We start from the raw sequence: 15,193 nt of genomic DNA, 5'->3' as shown, positions 1-15,193 counted from the left end.
ATTTATTTTGCGTCCTGATCACGGAATTTCTTGAGACGTGTGGTTTTCAGGGCCTCTTCGCCATGATCGGCAACGGCTGCAACCCAGCTGCGAAACTCTTCCTCGCTCAGGCCATAACGGCGCATCGCCTCCTTCTGCGGCAGCAGCCCATAGAGCACACCGCGCACCACGGCTGCCTTGCGTGAGGCCACCCAGCGCTTGGTGGTTTCCGGCGGCAAATCGGCCCGGGTCATAATGGTGCCATCCGGCAGGGTAACCGCCCGCGGCCCGTCGACTTTCTTCAAAAACATCTTTCTTCCCTCTGAAGATCTTGCTCGTTGGGTCTGGCACCAGAATTTCCCAACAGGCTTAACGCTGCATGAACCACGCCCCTTGAGAGTCCTTAGGATTTTCATATATTCTGCGGCGCCTGCCCCCTTGCCTTTAGGAGCTGCCCCATGGCGCTGGACCAAGACCTGGAACTGAACTCGCTCGGCTTTGCCAAACCGCCCTCGGAGACCCGGGTGGTGGTGGCCATGTCCGGCGGCGTCGACAGCTCTGTTGTTGCTGCATATTTGGCCGATCAGGGCTATGACGTGGTCGGCGTGACGCTGCAGCTTTACGATCACGGCGCGGCGCTGGCGAAAAAAGGCGCCTGCTGCGCAGGCATCGATATCCACGATGCACGCCGCGTTGCGGAGGAGCGCGGCTTTCCGCATTACGTCCTGGATTATGAGAACATTTTTAAGGATGCAGTGATTGACGAGTTCGCCGACAGCTATCTGGCGGGCGCAACCCCGGTGCCCTGCATCCGCTGCAACGAGCGGGTGAAGTTCAAGGACCTCCTGGAAACCGCCAAGGATCTGGAGGCCGACTGCATGGCCACCGGCCATTACATCCAGCGCAAGATGGGCGAACACGGGCCGGAACTGCACTCGGCCGAAGACGCCAACCGCGACCAAAGCTATTTCCTGTTCTCCACCACGCCGGAGCAGCTGGACTACCTGCGCTTCCCGCTGGGCCATCTGCCCTCCAAGGACGCCACCCGCGAAATGGCGGCCCAGTACGGCCTGGCGGTGGCGGACAAGCCCGACAGCCAGGACATCTGCTTTGTGCCGGACGGCAACTACGCCAGCGTGATCGAGAAACTGCGCCCAGGCGCGGCGGAACCGGGCGAGATCGTGCATTCCGACGGCCGGGTTCTGGGCAGCCACGAAGGGGTGATTCACTACACCATCGGTCAGCGCCGCGGCCTGGGCATCGGCGGGCTGTCCGAACCGCTTTACGTGGTGAAGCTGGATGTGGACAAGAAACAGGTGGTTGTTGGTCCCAAGGAGCTGCTGGCCACCCGCACCATTCCAGTGCGCGAGATCAACTGGCTGGGGGATGAACCCTTCACCAGCCGCGCGGAATGGCATCTGAAGGTCAAGGTCCGTTCCACCCGCCCGCCGCGCGAAGCAATCATCCGGCCGCTGACGGACACAACCGCCGAGGTGGAGCTGCTGACGCCCGAGGAAGGCGTCTCCCCCGGCCAGGCCTGTGTGTTCTACGCCAACGAGGGCAGCCGCATCTTTGGCGGCGGCTGGATCTGGCGCGGCTACTGATACCCTGCCCTTGATGCGGTATATCTGCCCAAAATGGCCTGCGCGGCTGAGGGCAGACCTGCCCTTAGGTTCTTCTGAGCAAAAATCCCTGCATTTGCATTAGTGCCAGCCACCCGCGTTCTGTAACTGCGGTGGCGGCACGGACCGCGCGGGTGCGCAAGCATCCGCGCCACCAGAAGCCGCGCGCCGGAGGCATTGCATCCGGTGCGCTCCTGACCTCAGGTCCCGGGCAGCCGTTCAAGAACCGCGCGCGCTGCGCGCAGCCCCGGCGCCTCTCCGACCTGACCCAGGCGCTGCATGGTCAGTTCCATTGCGTGCATCTGGTCGTCTGGGTTCTTTGCCAGCACTTCCAGCCGGGCGGCGATGTTTTCCGGCGTGCAGTCCGGCCCCAGGCATTCCGGCACCACCCGCGTATCGCTCACCAGATTGACCAGTGTGACCGTGTCGATCAGCGCCATGCGCTTCATGATCTGCCAGGTCAGCCACTGAAATTTATAGGCAATCACCATCGGCGTACGGGCTGCGGCCAGTTCCAGAGAAACCGTGCCGGAGGCAGCCAAAGCCATACTGGCGGAGGCAAATGCCGCGCGTTTGAAGGCCTTGGCGCGCTCCGGGGGGTACCGGTTCGGATCGACCATGACGGCGCCCGCCGGCCAGTCCTTCAAGGCGTCTTGCACCTGAACCGCGACGGGCGCGGCGGCAGGAACCACAATCCGGTAGTCGGGATGCTTGGCAGCGAACTGCACCAGTGCCTTGCCGAACTCCGGCGCCAGACGTGCCACCTCCGAGCGGCGCGAGCCTGGCAGCGCCAGCACAAACGGCGCATCCCCCAAGCCGAACTCACTGCGGAAAGCAGCAATCTCCGCCTCCGTGGCCTGCGGCTCCGCCACCACCGGATGGCCGACAAAGTCGCAGTCCATCCCGGCCGCTTCCATAAAGGGCGGCTCAAACGGCAGCAGCGCCAGAACGTGGTCGATGACCTCAGCCATCTTCTGCGCCCGCTTGGGCCGCCAGGCCCAGACCGACGGCGCCACATAATGCACGGTGCGGATACTGCTGCGGTCCTTGACCAGCCGCGCCACGCGCAGCGAGAAATCCGGGCTGTCGATGGTGATCAAAACATCCGGCCTTGTCTCGATGACCGTCTCTGCCGTTTCCCGGATCCGGCGCTTCAGGTGGCGGTACTTGGGCAGCACCTCAGCCAGCCCCATCACTGACAGCTCATCCATGGGGAAACGGGAGGTCAGCCCCTGCTCCGCCATCAGCGTCCCGCCGATGCCATCGAATTGAACGCCGGGTGACAGTTGTTTCAGGCCTGCCATCAGCGCCCCGCCCAGCCGGTCGCCCGAAGGCTCACCGGCCAGGATAAAGATCCGCAGGCTCATGCCTCGCGCAGCCAGAGGAACAGGCCCAGCCGGTCGCAAGCCGCAATCACCGCGTCCTGATCCAGAACGATGACGCCGCCCGCCTCCAGCACAATGCCGGAAAGCCCGGCCTTGGCCGCGGCTTCAACCGTCTCCACGCCGATGGTGGGCAGATCGGCGCGGCGGTCCTGTCCGGGTTTCGGAGCCTTGAACAAGAGACCGCCCTGCCCGTCCGGGCGCCGCTGCAGCGAGTCCAGCATCCAATCTGTGCCAAACAGGTTCTCAACCGCAATCGCCTGCCCCTTGCGCACCGCGCAGGACTGGCCGATGTCAGCAGCCGACATGGCGGCGACGATCTCCGCACCGCGCTCTGCGTCCGCCTTGTCCAGCTCGCCCGGCTGCACCCTGGTCGGCACGCCAGCAGCCATCAGCAGATCCGGGGCCACCTCATGAGCCGCGCGGACGGCAAAACCGGCCTGCTCGAAAATGCCAATGATTGCGCGCAAGGCGCCGTCGTCGCCCGCCGCAAGCGCTGCCTGCAGCACCGGCACCAGCGGCAAGGTGGCAGCATCGATGGCGGAAGGGTCGATCTGCGGGCGGCGCACGGCGCCAGCCAGACAGATCTCCGTCACTTCAGCCGCCTTGAGCCGCTCCAGAAAGCTGCCGAGCTGTTCAAAGCGGAAGGTGATCTCGGGATCGACCAAATCCGGTTCCGCCCCTGCCATGGCGCAGATCAGCGGACGGCCCGGGGCTTGCGCCGCCACTTCAGCCGGCAGTGCGCCGGTGCCTGCAATCACTGCCAGCATCGCGTCAGCCCCCCGGTGTCAGGAAAGAGCGGTCGCTCTCGCCGGTGATGAAGGCGACGATCTCCTGCACATACTGGCTCTCGGTCTCATCCCCCAGCCGCTTGGCTCGCTCCTGAAAGGTGCCTTCGCCCTGTGCCAGCATCTGGAAGGCCGCGCGCAAGGCGGTGATGTCGCTGCGGGCGACGCCGCGGCGCTTAAGGCCAACCAGGTTCAGCCCATCCAGTTCGCCGCGCTGCGCCTGCACCAGGCCATAGGGAATCACGTCGTTGGTCACCATTGTGACCGCACCGATGATGGCCCCCTTGCCGATCCGCACCCATTGATGGATGCCGGACAGGCCGCCGATGATCACATCGTCCTCCAGCACGCAGTGACCCGCCACCGCGGCAGAGTTCACCACGATCACCCGGTCACCGACCTGCGCGTCATGGGCGATGTGGCAGCCGGCCATGAACAAGCCGTCGTCGCCGATGCGGGTCACACCGCCACCGCCCTCGGTGCCGGCGTTTACCGTCACATGCTCGCGGATGCGGTTGCGCTTGCCGATCACGGTCTTGCACTTCTCGCCCTTGAATTTCAGGTCCTGCGGGATCTCACCCAGCACGGCAAAGGGGAACACTACGGTCTCGTCACCGATTTCGGTGTCGCCGGTGACAACAACATGGGATTTCAGAACAACCCTGTCCCCCAGAACCGCCTCAGCGCCAACCACGCAGAACGGGCCGATCTCGCAGTCCTTTCCAAGCTTGGCGCCCTCTTCAATCACGGCACTGGGGTGGATTCTGCTCATCTCAGCTGCCCTCGGCCTGACGGTCGACCATTGCGGTGAACTCAGCCTCAGCGGCCACTTCACCCTCGACCGTTGCCCGCCCCAGGAACTTGAAGATCTTGCCGCCCGGCTTGCCGCGCAGGGTTTCGACATGCATCTCCAGCACGTCGCCCGGCACCACTTTGCGGCGGAATTTACACTTGTCGATGTTCATGAAGTAGATCAGCAGATCGGTGTCGACCATATCCATGCCCACGCCCAGCATCACACCCGCGGTTTGCGCCATAGCCTCGACGATGGTGACGCCCGGCATGATCGGCGTGCCCGGGAAATGGCCCTGAAAATGCGGCTCGTTCATGGTGACATTCTTGATGCCGCGGGCCGATTTATAGCTGTCGATGTCGACCACCTTGTCAACCAGCAGAAACGGATAGCGGTGCGGCAGGATCCGCTGGATCAGTTGAATGTCAGCGCTTTGCAGCTCGGTGGTCATGCGAGGTTTCCCATTTACGTCAAGATTACTGCGCTGTCCCTAGCAAGCGAACAGCCATTGGGCAAGTTCGCACGCTTAGTGCTCACCGGCCCCATCTGCGGCGCCGTCCCCCAGAACAGCGTCAATCCGCGCAATCGCCAGGGATGTGATATCGGCCGCATCGGCGCTCAGAAAGACCGAAGAGTGGTCGAGGATGGCGCCCGCCCCGGTTTCGCGCATGATCTGCTGAAGCACTGGCAGCGATGCCGTAATGAACTCGCGCCGGGCGTCTTCTCCCATCTGGGAAATCTCCCGCAGTTTCTGATCCTGGCGGCGGCGGGTTTCCTGCACCTTCTCGTCAAAGGAATCGGCCAAGGCTCGGAACGCTTCCGGCTCCATCCCGCTGCGCCGTTTGGTCAGCTCCAATTCTTCCTGGCGCAGCTCCGCTTCGATCCGCCGGTTCTCTGCAGTCAGCACCGCGCCTTCGGCCTCGATCTCACGCTCAACCCGCTGGCCAAAGGCACTTTCGGAAAACAGGCGGTCCGGCTGGATTGTGAGGATGCCGCTCTGCGGCAGCCCCAGCTGGAACTCGGTTCCTCCGTTTGCACTGGCCTCCTGAGCGTGGCCGAATGGCGCCGGAAACCAGCTCAGCGCCAGGGCAAGGCCAAACGCTGCCCAGTTTCCAGGCGCAAACCGCGGCACCAGATCAGAACCTCGCCTGCAAGGTCAGGTCAAAGGTCTGCTCTTCGTCAAAGTCCTCTTTCTGAAGGGCCTTGGAGAAATTGAACCGCAGCGGGCCGAACCCCGTGGTCCAAAGCAGCGAGACGCCAACCACATGGCGGAAAGACCTGTTGCGGCCCACAATAGTGGCGCCTGAGGTGTCAACATCCTGGAGGCCCCAAAGGCCGCCAACATCGTAGAACAGGCCGCCGCGCATACCCAGTTCCTCAGGCAATCCCAGCGGGAACTCCGCGTCGAACCGCGCAACCGCATAGTAGTTGCCGCCCAGGAAGTCGTTGTAGTTGCCGCCGCCCGGGTTGCCGGGGCTTTGGTCCCGCGGGCCAATACCGCCAGGCTCAAAGCCGCGCATGACAGACGGGGTCAGAACGAAACGGTCGATCGAGCGGCTGCTGCCGCTGCCTTCCCACTGGAAGGCCCCGGCCTCAAGGGTCGCGCGGATGGTCACTTCCTCGTTCCAGATTTGCTTCTGGGCAATCAGCTTGGTTGTTGCCTTGATGTATTCGGAATCGCCGCCGATGCCGGCATAATCCGCGCCGATTTCCACCAGGAAGCCCGCGGTCGGGTCCAGCCCGGTCAGGCGGCTGTCATAGCGGTAGGTAAAGCCGATCGCACTGGCGTTGCGTTCGCCCTGCGCGATTTCGTTCCGCACCACCGGCCCCGCAAGATTCTGATTGGTGTCATCGTCATCAAACAGCATCTCGTCCGCATCCCAGGTATAGCGGACCTGCAGGGACGTATCTTCCCCGGTGTCAAACGTCAGTGCCGGACGGAAGAACACCCGTTTGGTTCGGTACTCCGAGAAACTGGAGTCGGTTTCATTCAGCCCCAGATCCAGGTCGAAACGCAGTTTCCGGCCCAAAAGATAAGGCTCAGTGAAGCCCAGAACATAAGAATCGGACTCGGTTGCGGTTGCAATGTTGAAAGACAAACGCTGACCGCGGCCCAGGAAGTTGTTTTCCGTCAGGCCAATGCTGAGGCCAAAACCATCGGTGACCGAGTAGGCACCGCCGAGGTTCAGCGAGCCGGTTGGCTGCTCTTCAACGTCCACGTCAACGATCACCTGATCCGCAGAGCTGCCCTCGCGGGTTTCGACGTCCGCATTTGCAAAGAAACCAAGGGCCCGGATCCGCTCCGCACTGTTGCGGATGGAGCGCGGATTGAAGGGGTCGCCCTCGACAGAGGCAAACTGCTGGCGGACGACCCTGTCCAGCGTGGTGGTGTTGCCTTCGATGTCGATCCGTTCGACAAAGACGCGCGGGCCGCGGGTCAGGACAAATTCGATGTCCAGCGTCAGGTCGCGGTCATTGCGGGTGACCCGCGGTTCGACCCGCAGGAAGTCTATCTCATTGCGGACGGCAAGGCCTTCCATCCGGTCGATTGCGTTTTCAACCAGCGTTGGCGTGTAGGTGACACCCGGCTTGATCCTGAGGGTCGACGCGAACGCGTCCGCATCCGCTTCGGCCATTTCACTGGTGACAGTGATGTTGCCGAATTTGAACTGCTGCCCCTCTGTCACGTCGACAACCAGGAAAACGGCATCGCGTTCTTCGGTCACTTCGGCGTTGGTGCTGTTAACCCGGAAATCAACATAGCCGCGCGACAGGTAGAAATCCCGCAGCACCTGCTTGTCGAATTCCAGCCGGTCCTCAATCAGAGTGTCAGAGCGGATGAAGCCGCGCAGCAGCCCCGCCTGCTTGGTTTCCAGAACCCGCCGCAGGCGCCGGTCGGAATAGACGCGGTTGCCGGTGAAGGAAACGCGCTCCACTTCGATGGTATCGCCTTCGGAAATCTCGAAGACCAGGTCAACGCGGTTGTTGCTGCGGCGGATGATCCGCGGAGTGACGCGCGAGGCCAGGCGCCCCTGCACGCTGTAGGCTTCGGCGATGGAAGCAGCGTCACGCTCGGCCTGGCTGGGGTTGAACACCCGGCGCGGTGCAGATTCGATGATCTGAGTAAGCGCATCGTCCTTAAGGCGTTTGTTGCCTTCGAAACTGATCTGGTTGATGGTCGGAAACTCAGTGACCTTGATCACCAGCGTGCTGCCGCGCGGCACGATTTCCACTGTTTCAAATACGCCACTGTCAAGAATGCGCTGGTAGGCATCGTTCAGTTCGCCCGCGCTGACAGTCTGGCCGCGTTCAATGCCGGTATACGCGACAACGGTAGACGTCTGAATGCGCTGGTTGCCTTCGACCTGCACCGAATTGAAACGGTAGCTCTGCGCCTCGGCCGGCAGCGGTGCCAGCGCGTAACCCAGCGCAACTGCCAGAGAAATAGCAGAAACTTTCCGGTACAAGATATTGATGCCCGACTTGCGCTCGACACAGGACTTGCCTGCGATTTTCCCCCAAACCATTTTTCAGAACCCGATTATTATAGCAGCTTTGGGACGTGCGTACCGGGTTTGAAAGCGCTTGTCAAAACCATCTAAGGCGCTTCATGGGGGCAAGGCGCGCAGCGGGCTTCCGCGCCGGTTGCGGGAATCACAAAGAGGCGAGCCAGGCGCCTGCGGCAAGCGCACCAAAGATAACGAAACCGGTTACTGCCCGGTCCCAATTCAGCCGGACCAGGAGGCCAAGGCCGTGGTATGATTGCGAGAGTACGTGCATCACTTTCCCCAGTTCTTCTCTCAGCCGCCGGCGAGCAGCGAAAGGTTCCGCCAGCGGGTTGAGGAAAAGTTAATGGGGGAATGTGGCAGCACTTGGGCGGCACTGTGGCCGCCCCTGGCCGGGATCGTTGCAGCGGTGCCCGTTCAGCAGAACAGGTCGTTCCCCAGGGCAAACAGCATCAGCGACAGCACCACCGCAATGCCGAAGGTCATCAGAACCCGCACCGCCCGGTCGCTGGGCGGACGGCCCGCCACGGCCTCATAGGCGTAGAACATCAGATGCCCGCCATCGAGCGCAGGCACCGGGAACAGGTTCAGCAGGCCGACGGCCGTCGACAAAACCGCGATAAAGCGGATGAAACTTTCAGCCCCCTGGCTGGCCATCGCACCGGAGGTTTCGGCAATACCGATCGGACCGGACAGGTTACAGGTGCTGATTGCGCCGGTGATCATATGCTTCAGGCCCGAGAGCGAGGTCTCGACCACCGCCCAGACCTGATAGGTGCCCGCTGCCAGCGCGTCGCCGAAACCCGCGGATTCGGTTGCGGGGGAGAACGCCAGACCGCCGACAATGCCGATCCGCCAGCGGGTGGCAAAGCCGCCATCCGGCTGCGGTTCATCCGTGCGCCGGGGGGCCAGCGCCATCTCGACTGTTTCACCGCCGCGCCACACATCCAGCACCAGCACACGGCCGTCGGCGGCCTCAACCAGTTCCTTCAGCTGATCAAAGGACACCAGCGGCGCGCCATCGACCGACACGACCACATCACCCGGCTGCAGCCCCGCATCAGCGGCCGCGCTGCGCGGCACCACGCCCCGTACAAATGGCGGATAAAGATACGGCCCGCTGACCGTCAGCTCCTCGCCGTTCCGGCGCACGGTATAGTCCAGCGGCTGCTCTTGCGGCAGTGCCTCCCGAAAGGCGTCCCAGGCGTTTGAATCCAGGAAATCTGGCACTGCCAGTCCACCGGCTTCAAGCAGCTCATCCCCCTGCCGAAGCCCGTTTTCAGCACCGGGCAGCGCCTCAAGGGACCCAATTGTCAAAGGATCGCGCATGGTTCCCTGCGAAAACGCAATGGCGGTGAAAATCAGCGCGGACATCACGAAGTTGAACACCGGGCCTGCCGCAACGGTTGCGCCCCGCGCCCACAGCGGTGCCCCATGCATGGTGCGCCGCAACGCCGCCGGATCCGCCGCAGCGGCCTCCATCGCCTCGGCATCCTTGCCCGAGGCCGCATCGGCATCGCCAAGGAACTTCACAAAGCCGCCAAACGGCAGCGCAGCCACTTGCCAGCGGGTGCCGTGCTTGTCCACCCGGCTCCACAGCACAGGGCCAAAGCCCAGCGAGAACACCTCTGCATGGATGCCCGACCAGCGGCCAACGATGTAATGGCCGTACTCATGCACCGCCACGATCACCGACAAGGCGATGACAAAGCTGGCGATGGTATAGAGAAAACCGCCAAACTGCGGGACAAAAGAAAGTACGTCCAAAGATCTACCCTATGCGTTCTTCGGCGGCCTGCGCCGCCTGTTTCCTGGCGACATGGTCAACCCGGGTCACGTTATCAAGTGTCATTGCGGCATCAATGAGGTCGCTTTCCGCCTCAATCCGCTCTAGAACCGCCGCCGTCACCACGGCCATATCAGTGAAGCGGATGCGCCCGGCAATGAATTCATCCAGTGCCTGTTCCTTCGCTGCGTTGAAAGCCGCCCCCATCAGGCCGCCCCGCTCCATCACTTCATAAGCCTGCCGCAGCGCCGGATAGCGCGCCGGATCGGGGGCGCGGAAATTCAGCTGGCCGATGCGGGCAAGGTCCAGCCGCTCCACCGGCAAAGCCTGCCGCGCGGGCCAGTGGAGGGCATAGCCGATGGCATGGCGCATATCAGCAGCCCCCAGATGCGCCATCAGCGCGCCATCGTTGAAGCCGACCAGCGCATGGACCAGAGATTCCGGATGCACCAGCACCTCGATCTGTTCTGGCCGCACACCAAAGTATTCCCGGGTTTCAATGACTTCCAGCGCCTTGTTGAACATCGACGCGCTGTCGATTGTGATCCGCTGCCCCATGTCCCAATTGGGATGCGAGGACGCCTGCGCCAGGCTCGCCCTGGGCAGATCCTCCAGCGGCCAGTCACGAAAAGCGCCGCCTGACGCGGTGATGACAATCCGCTCCACCGCCTCAATGTCCTCGCCCGCCAGCCCCTGGAACACCGCCGAATGCTCGCTGTCCACCGGCAGCAGCCGGGCGCCGTGCCTTTCTGCGGTTTCCAGCAGCAGTTTACCCGCGCAAACCAGCGATTCCTTGTTGGCAAGCGCCAGCGTGGTGCCGTGTTTCAGCGCCTCGAGCCCCGGCGCCAGCCCGGCAGCACCGACAATCGCCGACATCACCCAATCCGCGGGCCGTGCCGCCGCCTCGACCAGAGCCGCCTGCCCGGCAGCAGCCTCCACGCCAGAGCCTTCCAGCGCCGCCCGCAGATCCGGCAGCCGGTCCTCAAAAGCGGTCACGGCCACATCTGCACGCAAGGCAATGGCGTCCTGGGCCAGCCGGGCAATGCTGGCACCGCCTGTCAGCGCCACCACGTCGTAGGATTCGGGCGCGCGGCGGATCAGATCGATGGTGTTCTGGCCAATCGACCCGGTGGCACCGAAGATGGAGATTTTCCGCATGGTCTTTCCTGACTGGTTATCCCCAAAAGGCGGCTACGGCCAGGAACATGGCTGCAGCGCCCAGCATCCCGTCGAAACGGTCGAACAGCCCGCCGTGACCGGGAATCAGCCCACTGGAATCCTTGACGCCCATTTTGCGCTTCAGGGCGCTTTCGGCCACGTCGCCGGCCTGGCTTGCCATCGACAACAGTACCGACAGCACAACAAAGCCCACGCCCTGCCCCATCTGCGCGGCAAAGACTGCCCCGACGATGGCGGCAGCAATCCAGCCCGAGGCGGTGCCGCTCCAGGTTTTCTTGGGGCTGACACGGGGCCAGAACTTCGGCCCGCCAATCGCCTTGCCCGCAAAATACCCGGCCACATCCGTGGCCACGACGATGCAGATCAGCCACAGCATCCAGGCCATGCCCATCTGGCCGCGCAGCCAGATAAAGCCGAAACCCGCCAGCAGCACCCACAAGGCAAAACCAGTGAAATACCGCCGCTGTTCACCGATTTGGCCGACGCCTGCGGCAACAGGCGCGGCCAGCACCGGCAGCACCCACAGCGCAGGCAAGAACGACGCTAGCAGAACCGCTCCGGCAGAGATGGCGCCGAGCTGCAGCGCCGTGCCGCTGCGCGACGGCAACAGCATCCGGACCAATTCCCACACCATGCCGCCGCAGCACAGTGCAATCATTGCGTTGAAGACCACCCCGCCAGACCAAACGGCAAAACCACCCGCAGCGATCATCACCACGGCGGACAAGGCGCGCGGCAACAGATCCGCCCAGCGGTCCTTGGCGCCGCTCATGTCTTCACCGCGCCGAACCGGCGGTCGCGGCGGCCATAGCTGCTGCACAGCCGAGCCAGTTCCTCAGCCGTGAAGTCCGGCCAAAGGGTGTCGATGAATTCATACTCGGCATAGGCCGACTGCCACAGCAGGAAGTTTGAGATCCGGGCTTCGCCGCTGGTGCGGATCACCAGGTCCGGGTCCGGCAGCACATGGGTGTCCAGATAGCGCGGCAGTGTTTCCTCATCGACGTCCTCGGGGTTCAGCCGGCCCTCCGCCACGTCCCGCGCCAGCCGTTTGGTGGCGCGGGCCACCTCGTCGCGGCCGCCGTAGTTCAGCGCGATGGTCAGCTGGGTGCCGCTGTTGCCCTCAGTCTTGCGTTCCAGCTTGTCCATGAGACCGGTCAGTTTGGCATCCAGCCGCACCCGGTCGCCAATAAACCGCACCCGCACATTTTTCTCAGCCAAGGCGTTCATTTCCTTGGAGATATAGCGGCGGAACAGGCTCATCAAACCGGTGACTTCAGTTTGTGTGCGCTTCCAGTTCTCTGTCGAAAAGGCAAAAATGGTCAGGTATTCCACGCCCAAATCCGGGCAGCACTCGACAACTTCACGGACCCGGCGCGCGCCGGCATGGTGGCCGAACAGCCGCGGCCGGCCCCGGGCCTGCGCCCAGCGGCCATTGCCATCCATGATGATCGCCACATGGCGCGGGCCGGAGCGCACCGCCGGAGCTTCTCCGGCAGCGCGCACTTGCGGGTTTGCGTCTCCTGGCATTACAGCCCGTCAGACCTGCATGATCTCGGCTTGCTTGGTTTCAAGCGCCTCGTCCACATGCTTGATCATGGCGTCGGTCAGGTCCTGGACCTCGGCCTCCCAGAATTTCTGGTCGTCTTCCGACATGCCGTCGGCCTTGGCCTTCTTGATCTGGTCCATACCGTCGCGGCGCACGTTTCGGATCGATACCCGGGCGTGCTCGGCGTACTGGCCGGCAACCTTGGTCAGCTCCCGGCGGCGTTCCTCGTTCAGCTCCGGAATCGGCAGCATGATGATGGTGCCGTTAAGCTGCGGGTTGATGCCCAGGCCGGATTCACGGATCGCCTTCTCCACCTTGCCCACCAGCGACTTGTCCCAGACGTTGATGGTGACCATGCGCGGCTCCGGCACGTTCACGGTGCCGACCTGGTTGATCGGCGTCATCGAACCGTAGGCATCCACCATCACCGGCTCCAGCATCGAAGCCGAGGCCCGGCCAGTACGCAGCGAGGCAAACTCGGTGCGCAGGTTGGCCATGGCGCCTTCCATGCGGCGTTTCAGATCGTCGGTATCCAGTTCAAAATCATCAGACATGCTGCTCTCTCCCCTTATCTGAGGCGGTCTTCCATTGGCTCATAAGCCATTGGAAGGCTGATGTATAGCGATCAAGCGGAGGATTCGCCGCCGCCGGTGCCGCAAGATTTAGCCTGCCAGCAGCGGAATTCACGGTTTTGATCCGGCCGCCCTGGCTCAGGCTTTGTCCTGACAAAGAAAACCGCCAGCGCTTATCGCGCTGGCGGTTTCACAAATGCCTTTTCAGAACCTCAGCCCTGAACCTTGGTGTAAGTGCCCTCACCCGACAGGATGCCGCGGAAGCCGCCCGGCTCATCCAGCGGGAAGACGATCAGCGGCAGGTTGTTGTCGCGCGCCAGTGCGATGGCAGAGGCGTCCATCACCTTCAGGCGCTTGGCAAAGACATCATCATAGCTGATCTCGTCATAGCGGACCGCATCAGCGTGTTCCTTGGGATCTTTGTCATAGATGCCGTCCACTCCGTTCTTGCCCATGAAGATCGCCTCGCAGGCCATCTCGTTGGCGCGCAGGGTCGCGGCGGTGTCGGTGGTGAAATAGGGGTTGCCGGTGCCGGCCGCAAAGATGCAGACCCGTTTCTTCTCCAGGTGGCGCACGGCGCGGCGGCGGATATAGGGTTCGGCGACTTCATCCATGCGGATCGCAGAGATCACCCGGGTGAACACCCCCAGCCCTTCCAGCGCCGACTGCATGGCCAGCGCGTTCATCACCGTGGCCAGCATCCCCATGTAATCGGCGGTGGTGCGCTCCATCCCCTGGGCAGAGCCCGACAGGCCGCGGAAGATGTTGCCGCCGCCGATCACCATACAGATTTCCACCCCCATTTCGTGCACGGTCTTCACCTCGCGGGCGATGCGCTGCACGGTCGGCGGATGCAGGCCGAACCCCTGGTCGCCCATCAGCGCCTCGCCCGAAATTTTCAGCATGACGCGTTTATAGGCGGCGGCCGGATCCAGCTCCGGCTTGTCTTGCGGTTGAGGCATGTTGCGCTCCAGAAGATGTGAGGGTTAATTTGCGCGGCAAAATGAAGTAAATCGCTGGCGGATTCAATCCGCGCAGCGCAGTTTCCGCGCATATTTGCGGAACATGCCCAGAAGACGGACCGCACCCCGATGAACCTGCCCGACATCGACCCCGGCAAACCTGTGCTGATTGCCGGCCCCACTGCCTCAGGAAAGTCCGCGCTGGCGCTGGATATTGCGGCGCGCCAAGGTGGTATTGTGGTCAATGCAGATGCAAGCCAGGTCTACGATTGCTGGCGCGTGATCACCGCCCGCCCCTCGGCAGAGGAAGAGGCGCAGGCGCCGCATGCGCTTTACGGGCATATGCCCTATGACGCGGATTATTCTGCCGGCCATTGGCTGCGCGAGGTGCTGCCGCTTCTGAACGGGCCGGAGCGCCTGATCATCGTCGGCGGCACCGGCCTCTACTTCACCGCTCTGACAGAAGGCATGGCCGAGATCCCCGCCACGCCGCCCGCGGTGCGGGCCGAAGCTGATGGCCTGCCGCTGGAGACGCTGCGGGCAGAGCTGGATGCGGAAACCGCCAGCCGCATCGACCTGATGAACCGGGCCCGGGTACAGCGCGCCTGGGAAGTGCTGAGGGCCACCGGGCGCCCCCTGGCCCGCTGGCAGGACGACACTCCTGCCCCGGCCCTGCCGCTTGAAAACTGCACGGCAATGGTACTGAACTCGGACAAAACCTGGCTGGAGGACCGCATCCGCCGGCGCTTCGGCCTGATGCTGGATCAGGGTGCCCTGGAAGAAATCGAGGCCATGCGCAGCCGCTACGATCCGGTTCTGCCGTCCTGCAAGGCCATCGGCGCGCCGGAACTGATGGGCTACGCCCAAGGCCATCTCACGCTCGAGGAAGCAGAGGAGCGCTCTGCCGTCGCCACCCGGCAGTTTGCCAAACGCCAGCGCAGCTGGTTCCGCGCCCGGATGAAAAACTGGCACCAGGTCGCATTGGCCTGAGCTGCCGCCGGCCCGTCAAATTGCCGGCATTTCCGGTTCCGGCAAGCGGAAACTTGCCAGAATCAGCAATTCATGAGCTGTTTCAGCC

The 15,193-nt window shown here is 63.2% G+C and carries 15 protein-coding genes; 2 read left to right on the top strand and 13 right to left on the bottom strand.

The features are described 5' to 3' along the window. Window positions 1-2: 2 nt before the first annotated feature. A complete protein-coding gene (locus K3725_RS07560) occupies window positions 3-290 on the bottom strand; it encodes a DUF1153 domain-containing protein (protein WP_019296169.1) in 288 nt (95 codons plus the stop codon). Between the two features lie 147 nt (window positions 291-437). Here K3725_RS07560 and mnmA point away from each other — a divergent pair, with 147 nt between their 5' ends. Continuing rightward, window positions 438-1,583 carry a tRNA 2-thiouridine(34) synthase MnmA gene (mnmA, locus tag K3725_RS07555; RefSeq protein WP_260018182.1) on the top strand — a complete coding sequence of 382 codons (1,146 nt, stop codon included), beginning with the start codon at window positions 438-440 and terminating at the stop codon, window positions 1,581-1,583. Window positions 1,584-1,801: 218 nt separating this feature from the next. Here the strand turns inward: mnmA and lpxB are convergent, their stop codons facing one another. The 12 genes from lpxB to pyrH all read right to left on the bottom strand — a co-directional run bounded on the left by lpxB (window position 1,802) and on the right by pyrH (window position 14,115). Then, a complete protein-coding gene (gene lpxB / locus K3725_RS07550; protein ID WP_260018181.1) occupies window positions 1,802-2,968 on the bottom strand; it encodes a lipid-A-disaccharide synthase in 1,167 nt (388 codons plus the stop codon). Beyond that, on the bottom strand, window positions 2,965-3,753 hold the full coding sequence (locus K3725_RS07545) for an LpxI family protein (RefSeq protein WP_260018180.1): 789 nt from the start codon (window positions 3,751-3,753) through the stop codon (window positions 2,965-2,967). The genes lpxB and K3725_RS07545 overlap by 4 nt, the downstream gene beginning before the upstream one ends. 4 nt (window positions 3,754-3,757) lie before the next feature. Continuing rightward, entirely contained in the window at window positions 3,758-4,543 is a 786-nt protein-coding gene (lpxA, locus tag K3725_RS07540; RefSeq protein WP_260018179.1) for an acyl-ACP--UDP-N-acetylglucosamine O-acyltransferase, read from the bottom strand. A 1-nt stretch (window position 4,544) separates the two neighbouring features. Beyond that, on the bottom strand, window positions 4,545-5,015 hold the full coding sequence (fabZ, locus tag K3725_RS07535; protein ID WP_065266844.1) for a 3-hydroxyacyl-ACP dehydratase FabZ: 471 nt from the start codon (window positions 5,013-5,015) through the stop codon (window positions 4,545-4,547). Between the two features lie 75 nt (window positions 5,016-5,090). After that, window positions 5,091-5,651: an OmpH family outer membrane protein gene (locus K3725_RS07530; RefSeq protein ID WP_409201597.1), complete on the bottom strand. Its 561-nt coding sequence runs from the start codon at window positions 5,649-5,651 to the stop codon at window positions 5,091-5,093. A gap of 49 nt (window positions 5,652-5,700) precedes the next feature. Next, window positions 5,701-8,091 carry an outer membrane protein assembly factor BamA gene (gene bamA / locus K3725_RS07525; RefSeq protein ID WP_260018178.1) on the bottom strand — a complete coding sequence of 797 codons (2,391 nt, stop codon included), beginning with the start codon at window positions 8,089-8,091 and terminating at the stop codon, window positions 5,701-5,703. A gap of 396 nt (window positions 8,092-8,487) precedes the next feature. Continuing rightward, window positions 8,488-9,837, bottom strand: a complete 1,350-nt coding sequence (gene rseP / locus K3725_RS07520; RefSeq protein WP_260018177.1) for an RIP metalloprotease RseP — start codon at window positions 9,835-9,837, stop codon at window positions 8,488-8,490. Between the two features lie 4 nt (window positions 9,838-9,841). Beyond that, entirely contained in the window at window positions 9,842-11,014 is a 1,173-nt protein-coding gene (dxr, locus tag K3725_RS07515; protein WP_260018176.1) for a 1-deoxy-D-xylulose-5-phosphate reductoisomerase, read from the bottom strand. 16 nt (window positions 11,015-11,030) lie between these two features. Beyond that, window positions 11,031-11,807, bottom strand: a complete 777-nt coding sequence (locus K3725_RS07510; protein ID WP_260018175.1) for a phosphatidate cytidylyltransferase — start codon at window positions 11,805-11,807, stop codon at window positions 11,031-11,033. Next, window positions 11,804-12,562, bottom strand: a complete 759-nt coding sequence (locus K3725_RS07505) for an isoprenyl transferase (protein ID WP_260018174.1) — start codon at window positions 12,560-12,562, stop codon at window positions 11,804-11,806. The genes K3725_RS07510 and K3725_RS07505 overlap by 4 nt, the downstream gene beginning before the upstream one ends. Window positions 12,563-12,571: 9 nt before the next feature. Then, on the bottom strand, window positions 12,572-13,135 hold the full coding sequence (frr, locus tag K3725_RS07500; RefSeq protein ID WP_260018173.1) for a ribosome recycling factor: 564 nt from the start codon (window positions 13,133-13,135) through the stop codon (window positions 12,572-12,574). A gap of 230 nt (window positions 13,136-13,365) precedes the next feature. Next, window positions 13,366-14,115, bottom strand: coding sequence for a UMP kinase (gene pyrH / locus K3725_RS07495; protein WP_260018172.1), 750 nt, complete (start codon window positions 14,113-14,115; stop codon window positions 13,366-13,368). Between the two features lie 129 nt (window positions 14,116-14,244). On the opposite strand from pyrH, the gene miaA reads away from it, so the two are divergent. Further along, window positions 14,245-15,105 (top strand): tRNA (adenosine(37)-N6)-dimethylallyltransferase MiaA, encoded by an 861-nt coding sequence (gene miaA / locus K3725_RS07490; protein ID WP_260018171.1) that lies wholly within the window; start codon window positions 14,245-14,247, stop codon window positions 15,103-15,105. Window positions 15,106-15,193: the final 88 nt, after the last annotated feature.

The sequence above is a fragment of the Leisingera sp. S132 genome, from assembly GCF_025144465.1.
In the GTDB taxonomy this organism is placed as follows: domain Bacteria; phylum Pseudomonadota; class Alphaproteobacteria; order Rhodobacterales; family Rhodobacteraceae; genus Leisingera.
The sequence above is the reverse complement of the archived record's forward strand: the minus strand, read 5'-3'. Positions and strand labels throughout refer to the sequence as shown.

Bases quoted from the DNA above. Each gene is read 5' to 3' on its own strand.
- K3725_RS07560 (WP_019296169.1), bottom strand. From the start codon at position 290: ATGTTTTTGAAGAAAGTCGACGGGCCGCGGGCGGTTACCCTGCCGGAT.
- mnmA (WP_260018182.1), top strand. From the start codon at position 438: ATGGCGCTGGACCAAGACCTGGAACTGAACTCGCTCGGCTTTGCCAAA.
- lpxB (WP_260018181.1), bottom strand. From the start codon at position 2,968: ATGAGCCTGCGGATCTTTATCCTGGCCGGTGAGCCTTCGGGCGACCGG.
- K3725_RS07545 (WP_260018180.1), bottom strand. From the start codon at position 3,753: ATGCTGGCAGTGATTGCAGGCACCGGCGCACTGCCGGCTGAAGTGGCG.
- lpxA (WP_260018179.1), bottom strand. From the start codon at position 4,543: ATGAGCAGAATCCACCCCAGTGCCGTGATTGAAGAGGGCGCCAAGCTT.
- fabZ (WP_065266844.1), bottom strand. From the start codon at position 5,015: ATGACCACCGAGCTGCAAAGCGCTGACATTCAACTGATCCAGCGGATC.
- bamA (WP_260018178.1), bottom strand. From the start codon at position 8,091: ATGGTTTGGGGGAAAATCGCAGGCAAGTCCTGTGTCGAGCGCAAGTCG.
- dxr (WP_260018176.1), bottom strand. From the start codon at position 11,014: ATGCGGAAAATCTCCATCTTCGGTGCCACCGGGTCGATTGGCCAGAAC.
- K3725_RS07510 (WP_260018175.1), bottom strand. From the start codon at position 11,807: ATGAGCGGCGCCAAGGACCGCTGGGCGGATCTGTTGCCGCGCGCCTTG.
- K3725_RS07505 (WP_260018174.1), bottom strand. From the start codon at position 12,562: ATGCCAGGAGACGCAAACCCGCAAGTGCGCGCTGCCGGAGAAGCTCCG.
- frr (WP_260018173.1), bottom strand. From the start codon at position 13,135: ATGTCTGATGATTTTGAACTGGATACCGACGATCTGAAACGCCGCATG.
- pyrH (WP_260018172.1), bottom strand. From the start codon at position 14,115: ATGCCTCAACCGCAAGACAAGCCGGAGCTGGATCCGGCCGCCGCCTAT.
- miaA (WP_260018171.1), top strand. From the start codon at position 14,245: ATGAACCTGCCCGACATCGACCCCGGCAAACCTGTGCTGATTGCCGGC.